The 24883-nt window shown below is 66.8% G+C and carries 18 protein-coding genes; 13 read left to right on the top strand and 5 right to left on the bottom strand.

Annotated features, from left to right (window positions below; all coding sequences use genetic code 11):
* Positions 1 to 50: 50 nt before the first annotated feature.
* Positions 51 to 3056, top strand: coding sequence for an excinuclease ABC subunit UvrA (uvrA, locus tag LZC94_05715; GenBank protein WXB16772.1), 3006 nt, complete (start codon positions 51 to 53; stop codon positions 3054 to 3056).
* On the opposite strand, the gene LZC94_05710 is transcribed toward uvrA, so the two are convergent.
* The gene (locus tag LZC94_05710) at positions 3016 to 3993 is read right to left on the bottom strand and encodes a hydrogen peroxide-inducible genes activator (GenBank protein ID WXB16771.1); all 978 of its coding nucleotides are present in this window, start codon (positions 3991 to 3993) and stop codon (positions 3016 to 3018) included. The two genes, uvrA and LZC94_05710, sit on opposite strands and share 41 nt — an antisense overlap.
* 110 nt (positions 3994 to 4103) lie before the next feature.
* On the opposite strand from LZC94_05710, the gene LZC94_05705 reads away from it, so the two are divergent.
* From LZC94_05705 to LZC94_05690, 4 genes are read left to right on the top strand one after another with little or no spacing between them, the layout of a single operon-like run.
* Positions 4104 to 5519 (top strand): cytochrome-c peroxidase, encoded by a 1416-nt coding sequence (locus LZC94_05705; GenBank protein ID WXB16770.1) that lies wholly within the window; start codon positions 4104 to 4106, stop codon positions 5517 to 5519.
* A gap of 12 nt (positions 5520 to 5531) precedes the next feature.
* A complete protein-coding gene (locus tag LZC94_05700) occupies positions 5532 to 6665 on the top strand; it encodes a metallophosphoesterase (GenBank protein WXB16769.1) in 1134 nt (377 codons plus the stop codon).
* Between the two features lie 20 nt (positions 6666 to 6685).
* Complete coding sequence (locus LZC94_05695; protein ID WXB16768.1) at positions 6686 to 7435, top strand: hypothetical protein; 750 nt, start codon at positions 6686 to 6688, stop codon at positions 7433 to 7435.
* 41 nt (positions 7436 to 7476) lie between these two features.
* Entirely contained in the window at positions 7477 to 8724 is a 1248-nt protein-coding gene (locus LZC94_05690; GenBank protein WXB16767.1) for a 2-hydroxychromene-2-carboxylate isomerase, read from the top strand.
* Here the strand turns inward: LZC94_05690 and LZC94_05685 are convergent.
* Both LZC94_05685 and LZC94_05680 read right to left on the bottom strand, forming a co-directional pair.
* Entirely contained in the window at positions 8714 to 10309 is a 1596-nt protein-coding gene (locus LZC94_05685) for a hypothetical protein (protein WXB16766.1), read from the bottom strand. The genes LZC94_05690 and LZC94_05685 overlap by 11 nt on opposite strands.
* Positions 10310 to 10424: 115 nt before the next feature.
* The gene (locus tag LZC94_05680) at positions 10425 to 10892 is read right to left on the bottom strand and encodes a DoxX family protein (GenBank protein ID WXB16765.1); all 468 of its coding nucleotides are present in this window, start codon (positions 10890 to 10892) and stop codon (positions 10425 to 10427) included.
* A gap of 150 nt (positions 10893 to 11042) precedes the next feature.
* Between LZC94_05680 and LZC94_05675 the strand changes: the two genes are divergently transcribed.
* From LZC94_05675 to LZC94_05660, 4 genes are all read left to right on the top strand, one after another.
* Entirely contained in the window at positions 11043 to 12410 is a 1368-nt protein-coding gene (locus LZC94_05675) for a sulfatase-like hydrolase/transferase (GenBank protein WXB16764.1), read from the top strand.
* Positions 12411 to 12602: 192 nt separating this feature from the next.
* A complete protein-coding gene (locus LZC94_05670) occupies positions 12603 to 14093 on the top strand; it encodes a DUF362 domain-containing protein (GenBank protein ID WXB16763.1) in 1491 nt (496 codons plus the stop codon).
* Between the two features lie 5 nt (positions 14094 to 14098).
* Entirely contained in the window at positions 14099 to 14866 is a 768-nt protein-coding gene (locus LZC94_05665; GenBank protein WXB16762.1) for an AAC(3) family N-acetyltransferase, read from the top strand.
* 75 nt (positions 14867 to 14941) lie between these two features.
* A complete protein-coding gene (locus LZC94_05660) occupies positions 14942 to 15667 on the top strand; it encodes an amino acid racemase (GenBank protein ID WXB16761.1) in 726 nt (241 codons plus the stop codon).
* Positions 15668 to 15741: 74 nt separating this feature from the next.
* On the opposite strand, the gene LZC94_05655 is transcribed toward LZC94_05660, so the two are convergent.
* Positions 15742 to 16104: a TraR/DksA C4-type zinc finger protein gene (locus LZC94_05655; GenBank protein WXB16760.1), complete on the bottom strand. Its 363-nt coding sequence runs from the start codon at positions 16102 to 16104 to the stop codon at positions 15742 to 15744.
* Between the two features lie 330 nt (positions 16105 to 16434).
* Here LZC94_05655 and LZC94_05650 point away from each other — a divergent pair, with 330 nt between their 5' ends.
* Positions 16435 to 17319, top strand: a complete 885-nt coding sequence (locus tag LZC94_05650) for a hypothetical protein (GenBank protein WXB16759.1) — start codon at positions 16435 to 16437, stop codon at positions 17317 to 17319.
* On the opposite strand, the gene LZC94_05645 is transcribed toward LZC94_05650, so the two are convergent.
* Positions 17309 to 18508, bottom strand: coding sequence for a hypothetical protein (locus tag LZC94_05645; GenBank protein ID WXB16758.1), 1200 nt, complete (start codon positions 18506 to 18508; stop codon positions 17309 to 17311). The genes LZC94_05650 and LZC94_05645 overlap by 11 nt on opposite strands.
* A gap of 39 nt (positions 18509 to 18547) precedes the next feature.
* Between LZC94_05645 and LZC94_05640 the strand changes: the two genes are divergently transcribed.
* From LZC94_05640 to LZC94_05630, 3 genes are all read left to right on the top strand, one after another.
* Positions 18548 to 20158 carry a lipopolysaccharide biosynthesis protein gene (locus LZC94_05640; GenBank protein WXB16757.1) on the top strand — a complete coding sequence of 537 codons (1611 nt, stop codon included), beginning with the start codon at positions 18548 to 18550 and terminating at the stop codon, positions 20156 to 20158.
* Positions 20159 to 20170: 12 nt separating this feature from the next.
* Positions 20171 to 22756 carry a DUF4855 domain-containing protein gene (locus LZC94_05635; protein WXB16756.1) on the top strand — a complete coding sequence of 862 codons (2586 nt, stop codon included), beginning with the start codon at positions 20171 to 20173 and terminating at the stop codon, positions 22754 to 22756.
* A 598-nt stretch (positions 22757 to 23354) separates the two neighbouring features.
* Positions 23355 to 24473 carry a hypothetical protein gene (locus LZC94_05630; GenBank protein ID WXB16755.1) on the top strand — a complete coding sequence of 373 codons (1119 nt, stop codon included), beginning with the start codon at positions 23355 to 23357 and terminating at the stop codon, positions 24471 to 24473.
* Positions 24474 to 24883 lie beyond the last annotated feature (410 nt).

Genomic DNA, 24883 nt, shown 5'->3' with positions numbered 1-24883 from the left:
CACCGCCGGCCCATCTTGCGCGACAGTTCGTGCTAGGCAGGGGAGAATTGATGGATCGTCTCGTTGTTGTCGGTGCCCGACAGCACAATTTGAAGAACGTTTCGCTGTCGCTCCCGCGCGGCAAGCTCGTGGTGTTCACGGGGCCGAGCGGATCGGGCAAGTCATCGCTCGCGTTCGATACGATTTATGCCGAGGGCCAGCGAAGGTACGTGGAGTCGCTCAGCGCGTACGCGCGGCAGTTCCTCGAGCAGCTCGCCAAGCCCGATGTGCAGCGCATCGACGGCCTCTCCCCCGCCATCGCCATCGAACAGCGCCCCCTCGCCAAGTCGCCGCGATCCACCGTGGGCACGGTGACCGAGATCGCCGACTACCTGCGCCTCCTCTTTGCGCGGGTCGGCGTTCCCCACTGTCCCAACTGCGGCAAGCGCATCGAGGCGCAGACCGTCCAGCAGATCGTCGACCATGTGCTGTCCTTGGCCGACGGCACCCGGCTCTCCATCCTCGCCCCCATCTGCCGCGCGCGCCGCGGTGAGCTGAAACTCGAGCTCGAGAGGCTCCGGCGCGAGGGCTTCGTCCGCGTCCGCATCGACGACTCGGTGGTGGACTTGGGCGACGAGATCCAGCTCGACGGCCGCAAGGCGCACGATCTGGACGTGGTGGTCGATCGCATCGTCCTCAAGGACGGCCTCAAAGGCCGCCTCACCGACAGCGTGGAGCTCGCGCTCAAGCTGGGCGAGGGCCGGCTCTTGGTGGCGGTCGAAGGTCAGGAGCCCTTCTGGCTCTCCGAGCGCTTTGCGTGCATCGACTGCGGCATCTCCCTCCCGCCCATCGAGCCCCGCATCTTCTCCTTCAATGGCCCGCACGGAGCCTGCCCCGCGTGCGACGGCTTGGGCGCGCGCGTGGTGGTCGACCCCGAGCGGGTCATCGGCGATCCCAAACGCACCTTGCGCGAGGGCGTGGTCCTCGCGTGGGGCCGCCGCGGATCCGTCGCCCTGGCCACCGAGGTGGCGCGCGCGGTGGAAGTGCTCAGCGTCGATCCCGACCAGCCGTGGTCCAAGCTCAAAGAGGCGCAGCGCAAGGCCATCCTCTTCGGCAACAGCGAGATGCTCGCGGCCTCGGCATCCGCGTCCACCTCCGCATCGCAACCGCCGCCGCCGCCACCATCCGAGCGCGAGCGCGAGCGCGCCGCCAAGCCCAAACGCGGAAAGAAGAAGTCCTCCGCCCACTACGAGGGCATCGTCCCGCGCCTCACCGCCACCATGCAGGCCACCGACGGCGCCAGCGGCGACGAGTTCGGCGACGACGATCCCGACGCCAGCGAGGGCGCCATCGGCGAGGACGAGCTCGGGCGCTTCCTCGCCACCCGCACCTGCGACGCGTGCCATGGCCGGCGTCTTCGGCCCGAGGCGCTCGCCGTCAAGCTCGGAGGCAAGGACATCTCCGAGCTCGGCACCATGCCGCTCCGCCACCTCGGCACCTTCCTCGAGCGCCTCAGCGCCCTCGAGCCCGAGATGGGCGGCGATGCCCTGGCCGCCCGCGAGCGCGCCATCGCCGATCCGCTCATCAACGCGGTCACCGCCCGCCTCGGCTTCCTCGTCGACGTGGGCCTCGACTATCTGTCGCTCGATCGAAGCGCGCAGACCTTGTCGAGCGGCGAAGGGCAGCGCATCCGCCTGGCCACGCAAATCGGCGCGGCGCTCGTGGGCGTGATGTACGTGCTCGACGAACCTTCCGTGGGCCTCCACGCGCGCGACAACGCCCGGCTCATCGACGCCCAAGCGCGCCTGCGCGATCTCGGAAACACCGTGCTCGTGGTGGAGCACGATCGCGAGGCCATCCTCGCCGCCGATCACGTGGTCGACATGGGCCCCGGCGCCGGCGTGCACGGCGGCACCGTCATCAGCCAAGGCACACCGGCCGAGGTCATGGCCGACCCCAAATCCCTCACCGGCCCTTACCTCTCCGGCGCGCGAAGCCTCCCCATTTTGCGCAACCGCCAGAAGCCCGGCAAGGGCGAGGTCCGCGTGGTGGGCGCCCGCGCGCACAACCTTCGAAATGTCACGGCCGAGATCCCCATCGGCCTCTTTACGTGCATCACCGGCGTCTCCGGCAGCGGCAAATCGAGCCTCATCGTCGACACCCTGCTGCCCGCCGCGCGCAGCAAGCTCTATCTGGCCACCGCGCCGGTGGGCGAGTGCGACGGCGTCGAAGGCCTCGAGCACATCGACAAAGTCATCTCCATCGACCAAGCGCCGCTCGGCCGCACCCCGCGCTCCAACCCCGCCACCTACACCGGCGTGTTCGCCCAGCTGCGCGATCTCTACGCCGGCCTCCCCGACGCCCGCGCGCGCGGCTACAAGCCGGGGCGCTTCTCGTTCAATGTCAAAGGCGGCCGCTGCGAAGCGTGCCAAGGCGACGGGCTTTTGCGGGTGGAGATGCACTTTCTGCCCGACATCTTCGTCACCTGCGACACCTGCGGCGGCAAGCGGTACAACCGCGAGACCCTGGAGATCCACTACCGCGGCCTCTCGATCGCCGACGCGCTCGAGCTCACCGTCGAGCAGGCGAGCCAGACGTTCGACGCCATCCCGCGCGTGTCCGAGCGCCTCGAGGCCCTGCGCAAGGTGGGCCTCGGCTATTTGACCCTCGGCCAATCGGCCACCACCCTCTCCGGCGGCGAAGCCCAGAGGGTCAAGCTCGCGCGCGAGCTGGCGCGCAAGGCCACCGGGCGCACTTTGTACGTGCTCGACGAGCCGACCACCGGCCTTCACTTCTCGGACATCGAGGTGCTGCTCACCGCCCTGCTCGATCTGCGCGATCAGGGGAACACCATCGTCATCATCGAGCACAACCTCGACGTGGTGGCGTGCGCGGATTGGGTGGTCGATCTCGGCCCCGAGGGCGGCGAAGGCGGCGGCCAGATCGTGGCCGTGGGCACGCCCGAGCAAGTCGCCAAGAGCGGGATCGCCCACACGAGCCACTACTTGCGCGAGGTGCTGGAGCGCGCCTCCGCGCCTACCGCTTTCGGCGCGGCGCGGGCAGAGTCGGCGGAATGACCGCATCGGTCGCGCGCCGCCGCAGTGACGCGGGGAGCCGCTCGCTCAGCGTGGAGAGCAAGGCGTCCGTGAGCGGACGGCGCTCCTGCTGCCGCGAGTGAATCAAGCTGATTCGCCGCACCGGCACCGGTGGCGCAAAAGGACGAAGTTGCGATTTGCGCTCTGGCGCGATCCGCGCGGCGACCAGCTCGGGCAACAGCGTAAGCCCATGTCCGGTGTCGACGATGTCGACCAAGGTGTCCAAGCTCCCCGCCTCGAAGCGAATGCCGCCATCGGCGGGCTCCGGGCGCATGTCCACGCTGCACAAATGAAGGATCTGCGTGCGAAAGCAGTGCTCCTCCGAGAGCAGCCAAGGCTTGTACTCGACGAGATCGCTCTGCCGAATTTCGGTCAGCTTCGTCAGCGCATGCTTGGGTGAAAGGTAAACGAAGAATCGCTCGAAGCCCAAGTGGCGCTCGTGAATCGCCGGAATACCGAGCGGCGTCACGGCGAGGCCGCCATCCATCGTATCTTCGAGCAAACGACGAACGAGCAAATCGGTCGGTAGCTCCTCGATAACCAAATGTACGCGCGGATAAGCTTTCGTAAATGACGTGACCAAGCGCGGGATCAAGGTACGGGCCAATGTCGGGATCACCCCCAAACGATACGATCCCGACACCATATCGAACGATTGCGCCACGTCGGGGAACCGCGCACACTCGCGCAGCACCAGGCGCGCTTGGGTCACCACCCGGGTGCCCACATCGGTGGTCACCACCGGCGAGGTCTCCCGGTCGAACAAGCGCACACCCAGGATTTCCTCGAGCCGGCGGATCTGCATGCTCAGCGCCGGTTGGGATACATGGCAGCTCTCGGCCGCACCACGGAACGAGCGATGCTCGTCCACCGCGAGCAGATAGCGCAATTGCGTCAAGGTCAGCCCGGATAAGTCCATCGCGTCGTCTCCGACCCCAGCCCGATAAGAAAAGACTATCAGATCATAACCGTGTTCGATTGGATGCTTTACGCGTTTCCGCCGAAAGTCCGTTTCTGGAGGTGGTCGCCATGCGACGAATATTCATCGAGAATCCCAGCGCCGGCCGGTGGCACAAAGGGCCGCGCGCGAGCTTCGTTGCCGTGACGCTCCTCATGGCGACGACGGCTTTTGCCGTTGCCGCTCAGCCCGATCGCGCCAAACCGGCTCCGCCGCCCGCGCCCGCGCAACCCGCACAACCTACGTCCGCCGCCGCGCAAGCACCGCCCATCGTGCTTGGAAACGGACCGCACGGCGCCATGCCGTCCAATGAACAGCTCTCGCGCGTCGCGTCGCTCTTTCCAAAGGAGCCGGACGCGAACGCGCCCGCCGGGGTCAACGAAGCGTTCTGGCGCGTGCTGGTCCCGACCGATAACGCCATCGATGCCAAGCGCATCGCCCTTGGAAAAAAGCTCTACTTCGATCCGCGCCTCTCGCGCGACGGCACCGTCTCGTGCGCCACCTGTCATGACGTGAGCCGCGGCTTCACCGATCGGCGCCCCACCTCCGAGGGCATCGACGGCAAGCTCGGGCGCCGCAACGCGCCCACGTCGATGAACGCCATGTTCTTCACGTCTCTGTTCCTCGACGGCCGCGCCGCCACCCTCGAGGAGCAAGCGCGTCTGCCCATCGTGAACCCCATCGAGATGGGGCAGCCCGATGGGGCCGCGGTCGCCAAAGCGGTGGGCGCCATCCCCGAATACCAACGCGACTTCGCGGCCGCATACGGGCGGCCCGTCAGCTACGAGGACATCGGCCGCGCGATCGCCACCTTCGAGCGAACCCTGGTGTTCCTCGATTCGCCGTTCGATCGATTCAGCCTGGGCGACGCGTCCGCCATCTCCGACGACGCCAAATCGGGCTTCGCGCTCTACAACGGCAAAGCGCGCTGCGCGACGTGCCATCAACTCAGCTCCAATAGCCCGATTGGCACCAACAACAAATTTCACAACATCGGTGTATCGGCGCGGCACCAGGATTTCGGAAAGCTCGCCAACCGGGCGCTGGCGTCGCTCGAGAAGAGCAACACCAAAGAGACGATGGACCAGATGGCGCTCGAGACCGATCTGAGCGAGCTCGGTCGCTTCGTGGTCACCCGCAACCGCTCGGACATCGGAGGCTTCAAGACGTCGCAGGTGCGCAACGTGGGCATCACGTCGCCGTACATGCACGACGGGTCCATGCAGACGCTCTGGGACGTGGTCGATCACTACAACAAAGGCGGCGAGGCCAACCCGTACCTCGATGGAGGCATCGAGCCCTTGGCCCTCTCCGAGCGCGAGGTCGACCAGCTCGTGGCGTTCTTGTTCACCTTGACCGACAAGCGTTTCGCCGAGCAGAACGCCAGCGAAATGGAGCGCCAGCGCGCCGTCTCCAGGAAGAACCGCCCCTTCCGCGACGATGCGCTCGCGAATCGAAAACGACTCCCCTTCGAGCCCCAAAAGTAAGCGAGGCGCCCCATGACGACGAAACGATCCGGATTCAAGAGCGTCGAAACGAAGTACATGGAGGAGCGCGAGAGCCTGATTCGAAGCCTCGGCAAGCTCGATCGGCGCATGTTCCTCAAGGTCTCGGCCGCCGCCGCCGGCGCGGCCTTGGGCCAGGGGCTCGTCACGCCCCACTCCTTTCAGCCGGTGAAGGTGGCCTATGGGCAGACGGGCGGCCAAAAAGGCGGCTTCCGCTTCGCGTACATCTCCGATTCGCACCTCTACGAGCGAAAGCTGAACGACCGCTTCGTCAACGCGCTCCTGCGCGCGGTGGACGACGTGAACGCCATGGATCCGCAGCCGGACTTCGTCTTCTACGGCGGCGACCTGGCGCAGCTCGGGCAGCCGAAGGAGCTCGAGCTGGGGGCGCAGATCCTGAAGAATCTGAAGGCGCCGATGCGCATCATGGTGGGCGAGCACGATTGGTACTTCGATCTGGGCGAGAAGTGGCGCGAGCTCTTCGGCCCGCCGCAGTACTCGTTCGATCACAAAGGCGTGCACTGCGTGGTGCTCAACAGCGTGGTCGAGAAGGACTTCTGGACCGCGCGCAAGCTCTCGCCCATGGATCGCATGAAGACGGTGGCGGGGCTCGACAACGGCGTGCAGAGCCCCTTCAGCGTGGGCGACGAGGGCCGCGCGTGGCTGCAGAAGGACTTGGCGAAGGTCCCGGCCACCACGCCGCTCATCGTGTTCTCGCACTCCCCGCTCTACAAGCTGTACAAGCCGTGGAACTTCTGGACGGACGACGCCGAGCAGGTGCAAGCCCTCTTGCGCAAGTTCCAGAACGTCACCGTCTTCCACGGGCACACGCACCAAGTGCTCACCAACCGCATCGGCAACATCTCCTTCCACGGCTTTCTCTCCACGGCGTGGCCGTGGCCGTACGCGCCGGAGGGTTTGCCGGAGCTCACCGTTCAGATGGGGCGCCCGGATCCCTTCAATCCGCAAGATGGCTGCGGCGATGGCTCGGTGCAGGTGCTGGCCGCGGGCCTCGCCGACAAAGTCTACAACCTCTGGAACCGCAACCCGGTCACCGTGCGCGCCAGCTACCTGACGAGCCGCGGGAACAAAGACAAACCGGCCAACGCCGTCCTCACCAGCTTTTGAGCCGCCAGGAGATCGCAGACATGTCCCTGAAAAACCGTTTCATCATGGCACGGCCGGCGCTCGCGGCGCTCTTGTCCCTCGGCGTCTGGTCGTGCGGCGGCTCGGCCCAAGAACCTCCCAAGTCGGCCTCGGAGAAGCCGCCCGCGTCTGCGGGCTCGACCTCGCCTGCGCCGGCGCAGGGCGAAAAGACCGCGTCGGGGCAGGGCGGGATCGAAGTGCTGCTCTGTGACGGCAAGACCACCACCGTGGTGCCCGAGGGCACACCGGGGACGGCCATCGCCGGCGCGCTCATGGCGCAGTGGCTCCGCAAGAACCCGAACAGCAACTGGGAGGCGGAGGAGAAGGAGCGGCACAAGCTGGTGCCGGCCGCCGACAACTCGAAGCTCGTCACCCCCGCGCCGGTGCTCACCGGGCAAGCGCAGACGTACGGCCGGGTCACCGAGCAAGACGTGGCGCTCTGGAAGGCCGAATCCGAGCGGCTCGCCACCGCGGGCTCGCGCGTCTTCCACAACGCGGACGAGCTCGGGAGCACCATCGCCGTTTCGTGCGACATGTGCCATCCGCACGCCGCCAACACCCACCCCGAGACCTATCCGAAGTTCCAAGCGCAACTCGGCCGTGTCGCGCTCTTGCGCGATATGATCAACTGGTGCCTCGAGCACCCCGTGCGGGCCAAGCCGATGTCCGCGGACGATCCGCGCATGCGCGCGATGGAAGCGTACATTTACGCGCAGCGAAAAGGAAAAGCGCTCGACTACGGCCGCCACTGATCTTCTTCGCCGGGGGCGAGGACACGTGGCATCCTTGCCCCGTGCCGCGCTCCCTCCAATTCTGGTTCGACTACTCCTGTCCGTACGCGTACCTCGGCTCGACGCAGGTGGAGGCGCTCGCCCAGCGGATGGGCGCGGAGCTCACCTACGAGCCGATGCTGCTCGGGGGCGTGTTCAAGGCCAACGGCACGCCCCAAAATAGTATGGACGAGCTCTCGCCCGCCAAAGCGCAGCACAACGCGCTCGATATGCTGCGCTGGGCAAAGCTGTACGACGTGCCGCTGGAGGTGCCCGTGCTGCACCCGATGCGCACGGTGGAGGCGCTGCGCGCGACCTTGGTGACCGGCATCGATCCGGCCGTGGTGCACGGGTTCTTTCGCGCCTATTGGGTGCACGGGCGGCAAGTGTCCAACCCCGAGACCTTGCGCGACGTGCTCCGCGCCGCGGGCCACGATCCGGCCGCGGTGCTGGCGCGCATGCTGGAGCCCAAGGTCAAAGACGATCTTCGCGCCCGCACGGAGCGCGCCGTCGGGCGCGGCATCTTCGGCGCGCCCTCGTACGTGGTGACCGATGATCCGCTCGCGGCGAGCGGCTCTTCTTCTTCTTCGCAGCGCCGCGAACGGATGTACTGGGGCCAGGATCGCATGGACCTGGTCGAGGGCAAAGGCTTCGCACCGCGCACGTACGAAAGGACCGCGCAGATGGCGCACACGCTCGATTTGTATTGGGACTTCTCCTCGCCGTTCGCCTACTTGGGCTCGACGCAAGCCGATGCGCTGGCCGCCCGCACCGGCGCCACGCTCACCTGGCACCCGATGCTGCTGGGAGGCCTGTTCAAGAGCATCGGCCAAGCCGACGCCCCCATCGACACATTCAGCGAATCCAAACGGCGGCACGCGCTCCAAGACATGCAGCGCTGGGCCGATTACTGGGGCGTCCCGTTCAACTTCCCCACCCGCTTCCCGATGGTCACGGTGAAGGCGCTGCGCGTCTACCTCGTCCTGCCCGAGGCGCGCCGCCGTGAGTTCCGCGAAAAGACCTTCCGCGCGTACTGGGCCGAGGATCGCGACATCTCCAGCGACGAGGTGCTCCGCGATCTCATCGGCGAAGGCGCGGGCGAGGTGCTGGCACGCATCAGCGCCCCCGAGATCAAGCAGGAGCTCCTATCGGCGACCCAGCGCGCCGTCGACCGTGGGGTCTTCGGCGCGCCGACCTGGGTCGTCGATGGAAAAGATCTCTACTGGGGCCAGGATCGACTGCCGCTCGTGGAGCGCGCGCTCACGGCGTAGCCGCGAGCTCGTCGGCTCCGCGCCCGCGCCGGCAGACCCTGGGATCGGGGGCCGGCGCCGCGTCCGAGCGGCCGTACACGAAGCGATGGAACGCGGCGGGGACGGCCTCGTTCCTCGACGTGCAATAGAGGAACCGCTCGAGCTCCTGCGTGGTGATCACGTCCAGCGCATGGCGCCCGTAAAAGCGCTTCATCGCCCGGCGCAAGGGATCGAGCCCCATTTCGGCCGCCAACCCCGCAAAGAGCTTTTGCCCCGCGCCATACGAGGCGCCCGCGGTGATGCGGTTCCATGGGTTCGCCGACGCGAGCAGAACGGGCGGCGCCTGGGGATCGAGCGCCTTCACCTCGAACGCCACCACGCCGTCGGTGTTGTAGACGGTCCAAGCCTCGTCGATCCAGCCGTCGTTCTGCCCCGCGGGCTTGACCCCGCGCGCGTACCAGCTGTGAAAGAGCTCGTGCTCGAGGGAGCGGAGGTTGCTCGTGGTGGCGCCGTCGTACTCCATGGATCGACTGGAGTTGTTCCACACGTAAACCGTGAGGCGATCGCCGTGCGCATACTCGCCAGTGGACGCGGTGAATTCGTCGACCCACCCTTTGATCTGCGCCGCGAGCGCCGGAAGATCCGCGGTGATGCCGTTTTCTTTGACCAGGGCGAGCTCGAGCGATCGGCCGCTCGCCAGCTCCAAGGTGGTGTCGTAGGTGCTGACGGCGTCGTTGGGGGTGAGCACCAGCATGGGCGAGATGGCCGTAAACCGTTTGGGGTACGCGATGAGCCAGTGCGCATCGCCCACCTTCAAGGCCTCGCCGTTGGTCACCACCGAGTGCGGGAGCTCCGAGTTTTCCAGCTTCAAATCCAAATCGAATGCAAATTTGTCATAAATGAGATTGGCGGGGAACCACTGCTCCAAATAGCGACCGGCGTACAGATCGCTGAGCCAGAAGTCCCAGGTGACGCGCGACGAGTCGGCCGCCCAGCCGATGGCCTTCGAGTTGGCGGCCGAGGGTTTGTTCAGCGCGTACACGAGCGTAAGCTCGTTGCGACTACAGGCCGGAAGGCGTTTCTCGATGACGCGAAGCGAGGCGCCGGCGCCTCCGCCGAAATCGTGCTGGCCGAGCTTCGCAGGGTCCAAACGGGTGCCATTCAGAAACGCCTCGCCGATATCCTGGCGCAAATCGAAGATGGGATAACCGCTCGTCGCGCCCATTCGGAACTGCAAGGTGACCTCCACGGCCGCCGTGCGCGTCTTGGCGTCGAGCACCACGGTGGCGTCGAGCCGCCGAATGTCGATGGGCACCGCGCGCAAGCCGTCGACGTCCACCACCGGCGGCGCATTCTCCAAATCGTCGCCCGGGGTGCAGCTCCTTCGCGCTTCGAAATCGGGGCGGGCGCCTTCTCCGGCAACTCCTTCTCGACCTTCGAGACCTTCTCGTCCGAGCTGCTCGAGCCCCATTTCCGGCACATCGTTGTCGCCCGCGCGCAGATTCGACGCGACGGACGATGCGCTCCCGCCGGTCTGGTCACTGCATGCCGACAACGCGATGGTTGCCGCGGTCGAGAGGGCAAAAAAGATCGACCGTCGTTGCATATCTCGACGTTGTCGAGTTGTCATCAATCGGTATTTCATCGCAAGACCTCTTTGCGCGCACCATACGCGGAAGACTGTGCGCGCACCACCCAAGGTCTTCATTTCGAATTACGGATTACTGCGCGCCCGCGGTGACGCGCGCCGCCAACATGGGACGGAACGCGCTGCGGTATGTCCAAGCCAAGTAAACCTCGAGCACCAGCACGAAGATGGCCATCGGTAAACCCGACGGATCGATGGAGGAGTGGAGCCCAACGATGTTGACGATCACCGGTGCGACGAGGGCAAGTGCCAGTGGCACGAATCGATTGGCCAAGAGCAGCGCCGCCACGACCGTTTGCGTAATGCCGATGAGCGGAAAGATATAACCCGATTTCATCAAACCAACGCTGAACGCCACGACGTCGTCAGGCATGGTGGCCGGTTGTGGTATGAACTGCAAAAAGAAGTTTACCCCCGTCACCCCGAGTAGAAGGCCCAGGACCACGCGGGCCGTGGCGGGCAGATAGCGGGTGAACGACTTGACGCGACCTTTGGTTGCAACGACAGCTTCGACCGATTCGACTTCCGCGACGTGGTTCATGTTCGTGTCTCCTTCATGCAGGCGTCGCCCGACACGGACGGGGATCGACAAGGCGCCGACATTTTTTTTCGAGCCCGCGTTGGCTCCCTGCACCCCATGTAGGACACCGGGATTTCATGGCTTTGTGACATTCGTGCTAGGGAGCAGCACGTGCGTTCTCGATTCGTTGCCGCGTCCGCTGGCTCCTACCTAGTCCTTGCCACCCTGGTGTCCCTTGCGTGCTCCTGCTCCCGAAGCGATGCCAGCCCGCCGCCCCCCGCAGCCTCCGGCGCCGCCGCCACCCAACCGGCGGCACGCTCCGAAGCGCCGATCGCCGACGCATCGGCAGCATCGGCAACCGGCGCGCCGCGCCCGCCGTTCAACGTGCTCCTCATCACAGTGGACAGCCTGCGCGCGGACATGCCGTGGATGGGCTACAAGCGCCCCATCGCCCCACGCCTGACGGAGCTCGCGGGCCGATCCACGGTGTACACGCAGGCGTACGCCACTTCGTCGTTCACGTCGAAGAGCTTGGTCGGCTTTTTGAGCGGCCGCTACCCCTCGGAGCTCGCGCGCACGGGCGTGTTCTTCACGCGGTACCGCGACAACCCACCGTTCATGTGCGAGTCGCTGGCGAAGGAGTCCATCCCGTGCGTGGCCGGACAAGCGCACGCCTACCTCGACAAAGGCTACGCCGGCATCGATCGCGGCTTTGCCGCATGGCGGCTCGTGCCCAAAATCACCTTCGACTACAACACCGATCCCCACGTGACGAGCCAGAAGCTCACCCCACTGGCCCTCGAGCTGCTCGGATCCCCCACCATCGGCGATGGCACCCGCCCGTTCTTCGCGTGGTTCCACTACATGGACCCGCACGACAAATACCAAGGCCACGAGGAGTCGCCGCACTGGGGCACCCGCCCGCGCGATCTCTACGACGAAGAGGTGTTCTACACCGATCTCTGGATCGGCAAGCTCCTCGACGAGGTCGCCCAAAAGCCATGGGCCGCGCGCACGGCCATCATCGTCAGCGCCGACCATGGAGAGGCGTTCGGGGAGCACGGGCGCATCAAACACGCCCACGAGGTGTACGAAGAGCTGGTCCACGTACCGTTGATGGTGTTCCTCCCCGGGCAACCGGCGCGGCGCATCGCGTCCACCCGCAGCCACCTCGATCTCACGCCCACCATGATGGATCTGCTCGGCGCAAAGCCCTTGGAGCCCGCCCTGCACGGAAAGAGCTTCGCCGCGGAGCTCCTCGGGGCCCCGCCCGCCCCTTCGCACGACATCGTGTGCGATCTCCCGGAGGACGAGTTCAATCAGCGCCGCCGCTCCTTCCGCCACGACGACTGGAAGCTCATCGCCCACGGCAACGACCAGAGCTTCGAGCTCTTCGACCTCGCGAGCGATCCCCGCGAAGAGAAGGACCTCTTCGGCAAAGACCGCGCAATGACGCGCGATATGATGACCCGTTACAAAGAAGCCTCCCACGGGATTGCCGATTTGGCCCCCATCGGCGGCATCCGCCATAAAGACTGACCCCCGTAGCTCGAATCGACTCGATTCGATTCAAGCCTTTTGCGTCTCATCGACCGCGTTCGTCGATATTCGTTCATCCCCGCCCCATGTAGGCAAGTGGAGTTAGGGCGCTGGCCCGACCGGGGTGTCCCGTAATCCGAGGCTCGCCTCATATTTTATCGCCATCGGCCCCTGGAGAGCTACGATTCGGGGATGCACCCGAACCACGACGCACGCGTCATCCTTCGCCGCGCGAACCGGTACGACGTCCCTATGATCCGCGCCATCGTGCGCGAAGGTCTCGAGGAGCTCGGGCTCCGTCCCTTTGGACGCACGCTCGTCAAACCGAATTTGGTGGCGGCGGGTGAGCTCTTCGAGCACGCGCACACGCGCCCGGAGTTCGCGGAGGGCGTGCTCCGCGCGCTTCAGGATCGCGACGATGGGGCGATGACGGAGCTGGCGGTGGGCGAGCGCTGCGGCATCACCATCCCGACCCGCTACATGTACCAGGAGGCGAAGTACAACGAGGTCATCGAGCGGGTCGGGGTCAAGCGCTACTGCTTCGAGGAGGAGCCGCAGGTGGAGATCCCCTTGCGGCACGAAGGGAGGCTGCGCGACTACGTCTTTACGCCGGAGCCCGTGGCCAAGGCCGACTTCTTCGTCAACTGCCCCAAGTTCAAGGCGCACCCGTGGACCACCGTCACCTTCTCGATGAAGAACTACATCGGGATCCAAGACGATCGCCACCGTCTCATCGACCACGATCATGCGCTCAATCGAAAGGTGGCCGACCTTCAGTACATCATCCAGCCGCAGTTCTGCGCGGTCGACGCCATCATCGCCGGCGAGGGCCGGATGCTCACCCCCATCCCCCGTGAGCTGGGGCTCATCGTCATGGGGAACAACCAGGTCGCTCTCGACGCCGTCTGCTGCCGCATCATCGGCGTCGACCCCATGGAGGTCGAGCATATCCGCCTGGCGTACGAGCGCGGCTTCGGCCCCCTCGAGGCGAAGCTCTCGGGCGACGTGACCCTCGAGGAGATGAAGGAGCGCGCCAAGGGCTTTCAGGTCGGCCTGGTGCGGGTCGAGAAGTACTTCGAAGGCACCAACATCTTCGGCTACTCGGGCCCGCCGCCCGGCCACGGCGACGACGGCTATTGCTGGGGAGGGTGCCCCGGGGTCATGGAAGAGGTCATCGAGGTGCTGCGCCTCTACGACGAGAAGTGCGATCAGAAGCTCCCGCGCCTGCACATGGTGTTCGGCAACTACAAAGGGCCGCTCGACATCCAGTACGGCGAGAAGGTCATCTTCGTGGGCGACTGCTGCCAGTGGGAGGGCAAGCTGGGCAACGACGTGGTGCGGATCGAGAACCTCTACAAGGATCGCTCGACCATCGATCCCTACTCGGTGAAGCACAAAGACGTTTACGGGCGCATGCTGAAGATGGCGAACAAGCTGCGCGAGTTCCGCCACAAGCCCTATGTGCGGCTCGAGGGCTGCCCGGTGAGCATCGGAGAGCTGGTCCTCTTGCTCGCCGAGCTGGGCAACATTCAGAACCCCTACTTCGACAAACGCCAGGTGGTCGGCTTCAACCGCTCGTACCTCGCCTGGCGCGGGCACGCGGCCTGGCAAAGGATGCGGGGCCAGCCCTATCAAATTCGGGGCGCCACCGAACGCGGTCGCGCGAGACCCGAGGTCGATTAGAACCTATGCCGACGGCATGGCTGGAACAGCTGCGCGCGCTGGGGCTCCCGGCAGCGTCAATCGCGATCGTGCACACGTCGTTCAAGGCGGTGGGCTCGGAGCAAGGCGGCCCGCGCGAGCTCATCGACGCGCTCCGCGCGGTGCTCGGCCCCGACGGAACCTTGGTCATGCCGGCCATGAGCGACGACGACGACGTCCCGTTCGATCCCCGCGCCGCCTCGTGCCGCGCCAACATGGGCGTGGTGGCCGATACGTTCTGGCGCCTGCCCGGGGTGCTTCGAAGCGATAACCCGGCGTCGTTCGCGGCCATAGGGCCTCTTGCGCCTGCCTTCGTCGCGCCGCACCCCATCGAGCCTCCGCATGGCATCGACAGTCCCGTGGGAAGGGTGGCGGCGCTCGGCGGCTTCGTGCTCTTGCTGGGCGTCGATCACTCGGCGAACACCACCATTCACCTCGCCGAGTCCATGGCCCGCGTCCCCTACCGCGCCCGCAAGTACTGCACGGTGCTCGAGGGCGGCCAGCCCGTGCGCGTCGACTACGACGAGACGGATCACTGCTGCCAAAACTTCAACCGCATCGACGGCGAGCTGCGCCGCCGCGCGCTCCAGCGCGAAGGCCGTGTGGGCCACGCCATCGCGCGGCTCGCGCGTTCAACCGATGTCGTGCACGCCGCCATCACCGCGTTGCAAAAGGACCCGTGCGCGTTCCTGCACCCGCGTGGCGCCGGCTGCGAAGAGTGCGACTCGGCCTGGGCGAGCATCCCGGTGCCGTAGACGCCGCAAATTCATTTGACGCCGTCAACGATACGATTGACGATGTCAAATATGCCTACCGCACCTGCACCGTCCATGAAACACCTCGGCATTTTGGCCCATAGCGTCGAAGGCGCGGCGCTGTGCCTGCGCACGTTTTGCCAGCATGGCTTCAGCGCCCTCGGCCCGCATCAACACCCCGACGTCACGCTCGACTGCATCGCCATGGGGCGAAGCATGCCCGCCTGGGATGCGGGCGATCACGCGTCCATCCGGCAAATCTTGGCCGAGAGCGTCCGAAGGCTGCACCGCGCGGGCGCCGAGTTCTTCGTGTGCCCCGACAACACGGCGCACATCGCGCTCGGCCATCCCGGCGAGGCGCTCGCCTTGCCCGGTCTTCACATCGCCGATGTCGTGGCCCAAACGGCGCGACGCGATGGGCGGCGCAAGGTCGGGATCCTCGGCACCCGCTACACGATGGGCGATCCCATGTACCCGGCCGCCTTCGCCCGCGAGGGCATCGATTCGGCGATCCCGAACGACCGCGATCGCGACGTCGTCCACACGACCATCTTCGAGGAGCTCGTCGAGGGCGTCTTCACGGACCGCGCGCGCGACGCCTTCGTGGGCATCATCCGGCGGCTCGCCGAGCAAGGCTGCGACACAGTGGCGCTGGTCTGCACGGAGATCCCGCTGCTGGTCCCGCAGGACGCCTCCCCGCTGCCGGTCCTCGACTCCACGCGGCTGCTCGCCGGTGCGGCCTTTCAGGTCGCGGTGGGGAACGTGGAGCTGCCCCGCTGGTACGGGGGCCTTCGGGGTTGAGACGGCGAGAGCGGGCTCGGATCACGGTGTGATCTCGAACGAGCGCCGCTCTCGCGGGCCATCGCGACGATCGACTAGGAGTAGTCCTTCTCCATGCGCTCTTGATCTTCTTTGCAGCGGATGCAGAGGTTCGTCTCGGGACGCGCCTCCAGGCGCTTGAGCGAGATCTCCTCCCCGCACTCTTCGCACACGCCGAAGCTGCCGTCCTCGATCTTCGCCAGCGCCTTGTTGATCTTGTCTAGGAAGGCCTTTTCTCGGCCGCGGAGGCGGAAGGTGAAGGATTGAAGGTACTCACTGGAGGCGAGATCCATCTCGTCCGGCAGATCGTTGGCGTCGAGGGTCATGTCCTCCTCCAACGTCTGCTTGGCCTTCTTGATGATCTCGTCGCGCTTTTCCGTGAGGAGCGTTTTGAACTTCTTGAGCTGGGTCTTATTCACTTCGGTTGCTCCGCTTCGCTACGCAACCTCCATGGACGGCACCGCATTCCGTACGCAGTTCCGTTCACTTTGGGCTCGGGTTTTCACAATTCTAAGGCATGTCCCGAATTCGAGGGCGGGAGACGGTAAGCACGTAGCCATTTTTCGTCAACCCCTAGTGGACCGAGGCTGGGGCCGGATTTTGCCAACAGGAGAAAACGCGCTGCGACGTATGGCCCGCCTGGCGGTTCAATCATCGCGTTGCACCTGGTAACCTCGCCGCCACGCGGCATGAGCTACTTGGTGGCAGTCGACGAAAACGGACTCGGCCCTCGCTTGGGCCCACTCATCGTGACCGCCGTCACCGCCAAATGCGCGGACGACGGGGTCAAGGTCGCGTTCGGACGGCCTGGCCGCGCGTTCTCGGCCAGGCTCGGAGACTCGAAAGGTCTGGTCGCCTACGGCGATTCTGCGCTTGGTGAAGCGTGGGCGCGTGCGCTGGCCGAGCGCACCGGCCGAGGGCACGACCTCGCCCACCCCGATGCGCTCTTCGAGGCGCTCTCGCTCGATCCGCGCTCGTCGCTGCGCGCGCATTGCCCGAGCGCGCACGAGCGCCAGTGCTGGGGACGCGAGGGCGAAGCCTTCATCGCCGAAGACGAAATGGTGACGAAGGTGCGTCGCGATCTGGATCGGCTCGCGAAGAGAGGGGTCGCGATCGTCCGCGTGGAGGTGGCGCTCATCTGCAACGACGCCATCAACCGCGCCATCGAAAAAGGGCTGTCGCGGTTCGTGGTCGATCTTCATGCCATGGAGCGGCTGGTGCTCTCCGCGCGCGCCAGCGTGGACGCCGACGTCGTCGCCGCGTGCGGCAAGGTCGGGGGGTACAACCGCTACAGCGAGCACTTCGGGCCGCTCGGCGGGCGCCTTCACGCCATCCTGTGCGAGGGCCGCGCGCGCAGCGAGTATCAATTTCCGGGGGTGGGCCGCATCGCGTTCGTGCGCGACGCCGACGAGACGCACCTCTTGGTGGGCATGGCCTCGCTGGTGGGCAAGTGGGTGCGCGATCTGATGATGCTGCGCGTGGTGCGCTACCACCGGGAGGTCGATGATTCGCTCCCGATGGCCAGCGGCTACCACGATCCGGTGACCACCCGCTTCATCGCGCAGAGCGCGCTGCTCCGCCGCAAGCGCGGTCTGCCCGACAGCTGCTTCGAGCGGCGCGCGCTCAACGAGTAGGCTTGCCCGCGTCGGCCGCACCGGCCGCCGGCGCGCCGCCAGCACCGGCCGCCGCCACGAGCCAGCCGCGCACGCGCGTGACCTTCTCGTCCTTGGTGAGGCGCACCTCGGCTTGTTTCTCGGCGGGCTCGCCCGGCTTGAGCGCCAGATCTTCGTCGCCGATGCCGAGGATGCTCGCTCCCTTGCGGGCCACCACGTACTCGCTCTTCGGACGATCCGGTGAATCCTGCACGACCAGGTGCAGCGCCTCGTCCGCGAGCTGCGCCACGGGGAGGGTGCCCGGGCGCTGGCGCAGGAGCTTCATCGCGTCCTTGGCCATGTCGGCGTCGTCGCGCACCAGCGAGACCACGCGGTACCGCTTGGCGCCCTCTTTGTAGTACCCCACCGCGCCCGCGCCGAGCCGCGCGACCCCCAGCATCTCCTTGGGGAAATATTGAATGCCGTTGGGCACCAAGTTGGCCGTGGGCAGCGCCTTGGCCGCCGCCGGCTTGTCGGGCGATCCCGGGAGCTTTCCGCCCAAGCCCTCGGCGATGGCCGTGAGCACGGAGGCGCTCGACTTGGCGATCTGCTCGGGCGACTCCTGCTCGTTCAAGTACGTGAGCTCGGCCAAGTACGGCCCCTTCCACACGTAGCCGCGCCCGTTGCCGAGGGCGCCGGCGCCGCCGGCTGCGATCGCGCGCGGCGCCCTGGGATCGGCGGGATCGGCGTCGGCGATGACCCGTTTGGAGAACATGCCGTAGGCGCCGCCCGGATCGCCGAAGGTCGACAGGATCACCTCCACGCTTCCACCCCCGCCGCCGCCGTCGACATAGCGCACGATGACCGCGCGCTTCAGACCGTACGACTTGTAGACCTCGCACTCCCCGTCCACCGCGGTCGTGCACACTTGGTCCATGGTGAGCTTGCCGCGATCGCCGTACGTCTTGGTGTCGCCTTGCGGCTCGAGGCAGTAGCTCCCCGCGGTGCGCACGAAGAACTCGCCCTGCACGGGATCGTCCACCGTGCCGCCGCCGGCTGCACAGGCGCCGGGCTTGGCCGTCTCCACCACCGGGGGCGGTGGCGCGCCGCGCTCCTCGGGCTTTTCGTTCTTGCTGCAGCCAAAGCCGCCCGCGCCCGCCCCCAACATGGGAAGAAGCGCGAGAAGAGCGAGCGGAAGGGCGGAACCTGGACGAGACGAGACCTTCACCATGGTTCCGTCCTCTATCACACCCGTGTAGAACACCGTCCCGTGGCGACCGCTGAAAACGATTCGGAGCAAGCAGAGCAGGCTGCTCAGCCTGGACAGAGCACCGCCCGCGCGGTTGGACGCGGCGGTCTCGCGGTTCTGGGGGCCAAAGCCTACTTCGTCCTGCTCGGATTCGTGCAGCAGATCGCGCTGAAGCAAGCCATCGGCATGGCGGGCTACGGAGCTCTATCGCGGGTGCTGGCGCCGGCGAACATCATCAACAACGTCACCGTCACCAGCTCCATTCAAGGGGTGAGCCGCGCGGTCGCCGGCGGCGGTGAGCATCGCGAGCAAGCCTTCCGCGCCACCTTGCGCGTCCATGCGCCGCTGGCCCTCGTTCTGGCGATCCTGTTCGCGCTCCTCGCCCCCGCCTATGCCTCGTTCCAAGGCTCGCCCCACATCGTCACGCCCTTGCGCATCCTCGCGTGCGTGGTCGCCATCTACGGCGTCTACGCGCCGCTGGTCGGCTCCCTCAACGGGCGGGCGCTCTTCACGCGCCAGGCCGCCCTCGACACCATCTTCGCCACCCTTCGCACCCTGGGGCTCATCGGCGTGGGGCTGCTCTTCCAGCGCTACGGAGGTGCGGGGGTGGAAGGCTCGGTCACCGGCTTCGTTCTGGCGACGCTCCTCATCCTTCCCCTGGCGCTGGTCTGGAGCGGCACCGGCCGCGCCCCCGATCCGCACGCGCCGCCCGTCGCGGCGATCCCCCGCCCCACGGCCTACCTCGCGCAGCTCTTGCCGCTCGCCCTGGCGCAGCTCTTTGCCAATGGCTTGATGCAAGCGGACATCGCGGTGCTCGGCCGCTTCGTCTCCTCGGGCGCCCTCGCGAGCGGGCTCACCGGCGAAGGCGCCGCACGAAGCGCGGACGAGTGGGTCGGCGTGTACCGCTTTTGCCAGCTCTTTGCGTTCTTGCCGTACCAGCTCGTCTTGAGCGTCGCGCAGGTGCTCTTTCCCATGGTGGCGCGCGCGCACGCGGAGAACGACCGCGAGGCCGTCCACCGCTACGTGCAGCGCGGCGCGCGCATCGCCGCGCTGGCGTGCGGGCTGGTGGTCGCCGTCATCGTGGTGATCCCGGCCTCGGTGCTGGGGGTCGCGGGCGGCGCGGTGGTGGCGGAGCGCGGAGCATCGACGTTGCGCATCTTGGTGTTGGGCCAAGGCGCCTTCACGTTATTTGGCATTGGCACCACGGTGCTGGCGAGCCTTGGCAAAGAGCGCCTCTCGGCCACATTGAGCTTCGTCTTATTGGTCTTTCTCACGGGCGCCGTTTGGGTCGCCAGCTCGGGCGCGACCTACGGCGAAGCGCAGCTTCGCGCCACCGCCTGGTCGACGAGCGCCACGTTGAGCGTGGGCCTGGTGGCCATGTCGCTAGCCGTGCGGCGCTACTCGGGCACGTTCATCCCGCTGGCCACCTTCGCGCGTGCCGCGGGGGGCGTGGCGCTCGCATACGTCGCGGGCCTCGCCCTACCCCGTTTCGGTTTGCTCCTCACGCCGTTCGTCGCGCTGGCGGTGGCCATTGCGTATATTGTATTCCTCATCGTCACGGGTGAATTGAAAGGTGCGGATCGCGCCATGCTCGTTTCGCTCGTTTCACGCCGCCGCAATACGTCACGCTAATTCAATTACGCCATGTTTGAAAAAAGCTACGCGCTCGCGCGTTCCGCTCTTTTTGTCGTCGGCTTTTTGTGTGCCGGCCTTTCGTGCGCGTGCACCCAATCCGAGAGCACGACGGATCCGGCGGCCGCGCCGGGCGCCGATGGCGGCCCCCATCCATGGGCCGCCGACGCCGGCGCCGATCTCGGTTATCCCTCGCCCGAGGCCGCGGGATTCCACCACCTCGCCCTCGTCTACAAAAGGGCGCAGGACCGCCGGAGCAGCGACTTCGTTCCCTATGTGGCGTGGCAAAAAGACGGAAGGCCGCGCGCGGGGCAGTGGCTCTTCGACGCCTTCGTCTTTCTCGCCTTCAAGGCGCCGAGCGGCGTGGCGCTCGATTACGGGGCGAGCACCCAAGCCGATTGGGAAGCGTTGCTCGATGCGTGGTTGGGCCCCCGCGACTCGGGCGCACGCGGTGAAATCGGCGCCCTCGACGATGCCATTTCCGCCACCGCGGCCGCGACGAGCGACGAAGGCCGCATCATGGGCGCACCTCCGGGCCCGCGCCGGATCGCCCTTGCCATGCCGTGGATGAACCCCGAGGTCACCGACTTCGGCGACGTCGACGGCGATGGGACGCGTGAAAATCTGGCACGAAGCGAGGACCGCGCCCGCGTCGCCAAATGGTACGCGGCCCAGGTGCGGGAGCGATTTCGCGCGCGCCACTACGCCCACGTGGAATCGTGGGGGCTGTATTTCATGCGCGAGGACATCGTCCACGAGGACGCGGTGAGCCTCCCGTCCGTGACCCGTGCGGTTCACGGCGAAGGGCTGCGCATGCTCTTCATCCCCTACTACGCGGCGCCGGGTTGGGACGCCTGGCGGGGCCTCGGCTTCGACGTGGCCATTCTGCAACCGAGCTACGCATTCCGCTCGTGGATCGACGGTGGCCGGGTCACGCGCAGCCGTTTGGCGGCGGCCGCGGACTTTGCGCGCACCAAGGGCCTGGGCGTCGAGGTGGAGGTGCGCGGAACAACGAGCATCCCCGCCGAGCGAACCATGCTGAGGCAGTACCTCGCCGACGGCGCCCGCGCGCGACGCGGCTACCAGCAGGGCGCCACCGTCTACTTTTTAGGCGACGACATCGTCGAAAAATCGACCACCGATCCGGACGCGCACGCGGCGTACGAAGACCTGGCCGCCTACGTGCGCGGGGCCACCCTCGCCGATCCCGATCCCGCGTCGACCTTTGCCTGGACGGCGAGCCAAGACGGCCGCACCACCTCGGCGCAAGCCCGCCTCGCGCGCCCGCTCGACGTGAGGGCTCTGCATATCGACTTGGACGAGCCGCCCGCATCCGGCACCTGGCTCGGCACCGCCCATGTGCGCGTCCGGCGCGCCGGCTCGAGCAGCTGGGAGCCCGCAGGGTGGGCGCTGCGCACGGCGCCCGATCGTGTGAGCGGCACGACGCGCTGGCAATCGCTGACGATCCCCCTCGCGTCGGCGGGTTTGGCGCCGATCGCGGAGCTGGCGCTCGATCTGGTCACCGCCAAGAGCTCGCCCGCAGCGCGCGCCCCCATGAACGCGCATATCGCGCTCGACTCGGACTTTCCGCCGCAAAGCGACGCACCGCTCGCCCGCGGCGCCGAGTATGTCACCCGCCCCGGACCGCCCGCCTCCATGCTGCCGGACAGCGCCCCGGGGACGCGCCCCAAGCTGACGGACGGCCTCGTCTCCGAGGGCGGGTGGAACTCCGGGCGCAACATCGGGTGGCGGGGCGATCCCGGCGAGCTGGCGGTCGTCTTCGATCTCGGGCAAGTCCGCGCGTTCACGCGGGCCAAGATCTGGACACACGGCGGGAGCGACGCCGCTGTCAACTGGCCGCTCAACCCGGCCCTCCTCCTCGCAATCGACGCGGCGCGCGTGGCCCCCAACGGCATCGGCGCGCTTCCCCCTGATTTCGCAGCGCTTGCCGGCAGCGAGCCGGTGGTCACGGGCAAGCACGGGCCCCATTGCACGCCGGCCGATGCGTTTGCATTCTGCACGAATCTCGACGGCTACATCGATGTCGCGCCGCCGGGGCCCATTCGAACCCGCTATGTCACGGTGTTCACCGAGGCGAAGGGTTGGGTCATGTTGAACGAGGTGCAAATCGAGGCCGACGGCATGTCCATGGCCAACGTTCCCTACACAATCCGCACGTTTCCGAGCCCCGAGGTCGCGCCCGACTACATGGACAATGGGCGGAAGCTCACCGACGGCACCGTCGCAACATCGTTCATCCCCGCGCTTCTATCCGGATGGTCCGCCGCCACCAACGTCCAAGTCGACGTCAACCTCACCGGCGCGACCCCGCTCCAGGAGGTCACGGTCTGGAGCCAATCGCTCGGCAGCTACGGGATCGACCCTCCGGCCACCGTGCGCATCGAGGTCGCCGGCGACGGCGGCACCTTCTCGTTGCTCGGCGAAGCCAAAGCCGCGAGCGCCGTGGTTCTCGAGGGCGCGCGCGGCTACCGCGTTCGCTCCACCCCACCGGTCCCCGCGCGCCGCGTGCGCATCTCGGTACCGGCCCACAGCGGTGCGGACCGTTGGACCATGTTGAGCGAAATCGATGTGCGGTAGCTGAATCGCCAATGAACGCGCCGCGTTGACGCTGGCAACACTGCGTTGACGCGGGAGCACTGCGTTGGGCGGGCAGCACTGCGTTGGGCGGGCAACCCGGTATGGTGCACCGCGCGCGCATGATGAACACGAGGCGCGATGGGGGGCTTCCTCCGCACGGATGCGGCAGGTTCGGTCCTTGCTACGCACTGCGGTGCTCCCTCCATCGGTCTTGTGCTCGTTTCGATAAACCGCTCGAGACCGTCTTCGGGTAGAACCGAGCTCGGGTTTTTATCCCAGCGATGGCGAAATGTACGCCAACGTTCACCGTTCGAAGCCATTCGGGAGCGTACCGAAAGGAGTCTATCGAATGCGTCGCCATTCACTTATTTCAGCGAGCGTCATCAGCCTGCTCGTTGGTTGCGGAGCGGGGGAGTCTTTGGATGGCGCCAACGCCGAGGAGACGAACGCCTTATCCTCGGAGCGCGCGGAGGATCCGACCACAGCGCCTCACTGTGCGCACGGAGCAAGCGGCACGGCCCGTTTCGCGCGCGTCCTCGCCGCGAGCGGATCGGATCTTCATTTGGCCGGCATCGCGACGACCCAACGTGGCCGGATCGTGGCTGCCGGCGATTTCAAAGGGACCATCGACTTCGGAACGGGTCCGCTCACCAGCGCCGGCGACTCCGACCTCTTCGTGGCCTCCTGGGGCGCGTGCGGCGAGCCCCTCTGGGCGCGGCGCTTCGGCGATTCGGCCGCGCAAACGATGAAGGCGCTCGCCATCTCGCCCTCGGGCGATCCGGTGGTGACCGGCCACTTCGCGGGCTCACTCGTCTTCGGCCGCAGCTCCTTGCAAGGCCCCGGCGTGTTCGCAGCCCGCCTCACCTCAAACGCCACGGCCGACGTCTGGTCGCGGGTGCTCGCCGGCACGCCCGGAGAAGATATCGTCACCGTCGCCGATGCCACCACCGACCAGCGGGGTGAGACCACCTTGGTGGGCTACATGGATGGCCGCATCGACTTTGGCGGCAAGATCATCACCGGCCAAATCGGCGGGTGGGCCGCGCACCTCGATGCCGCGGGCCGCACCCAGTGGGCAACGGCGCTGCCGGGCGGCTCCGATCGCGAGGACGTCAAGGTGCTGACCGCGCCCGATCAGCGCACCTATGTCTATACGCAGTGGGCCACCGGCTCCCGCTCGTTCCTCACACAGCTCGCGGCCGACGGCACCGTCGCATTCAACCGCCGCTACTACGGCACCGGCAATCAACTGGAGTTCGCCTACGACATGGCCTTTGCGCCAGACGGCACCTTGCTGGTCGCTGGAGCAGGCGCCTTCGCGACCGCACCGGTCACGGGCGACGCCGACGAGCGCCCTTTCGTCGCCAACCTCGATGCGAGCGGCAACCCCTTGTGGGTGCGAAAGCTCGACGGAATCCGCGCACGGCACATCACGTCCCGCGCCCGCACCATCCTCATCGCCGGAGAGACCACGGAAGGGAGCTGCCTCGATCTCCCCGGAAACGACTGCGCCACCTTCGTCTCCCGGCTCGCAACCGACGGCTCGACCATCTGGGCCAACGGCCTGCATGGCCCTGCCGCGCGAACCTCCGCGCTCACCGCCGACCCTTCCGGCAATCCCATCCTGACCGGCACCTTCGACACCTCCCTCAAAGCCGGCAAATTCCAGCTCACCGGCGCCGCCGCCACACCGTTCATCGCTTCGTTTTCGCGGTAAATCGTCGCCCCCGTTCGCGCACGGTGATGCCGCTGCGCCAGGCGAACGCTCGCTGCCGTGCCACGAAGACAAATCGACATCTCTCTCGCCTCGTACTCACGCCGGAGCGCGAGGGCAGCGGAATCCTGAACGATCTTCAGCATCGAAACGGCTGAGTCGAAATTTCGTCGATTTCACTCGAGGAGCAGGCAAACTCCTCGAGCACTTCTGCGGGTGGCACGGTGAGCGAAGACCAGATGAAGCACCAGCCACGCGGCGCGCGGAGGAGTCGTTCTTGAGCCACGAGCCGCCCGTAACGACCGGCCCGCCGGATGCCCTTCGCGAAGAGACGCATCCGTCGTTTTCGGACGAGCCGCTCACCCAAGGGGCCGAGGCGCGCGTGGGTAGCACCGTACACGAGAAGTACCGGA

The sequence above is a fragment of the Sorangiineae bacterium MSr11954 genome (assembly GCA_037157815.1).
In the GTDB taxonomy this organism is placed as follows: domain Bacteria; phylum Myxococcota_A; class Polyangia; order Polyangiales; family Polyangiaceae; genus Pendulispora; species Pendulispora albinea.
This window is presented reverse-complemented; position numbering and strand designations above follow the sequence as displayed.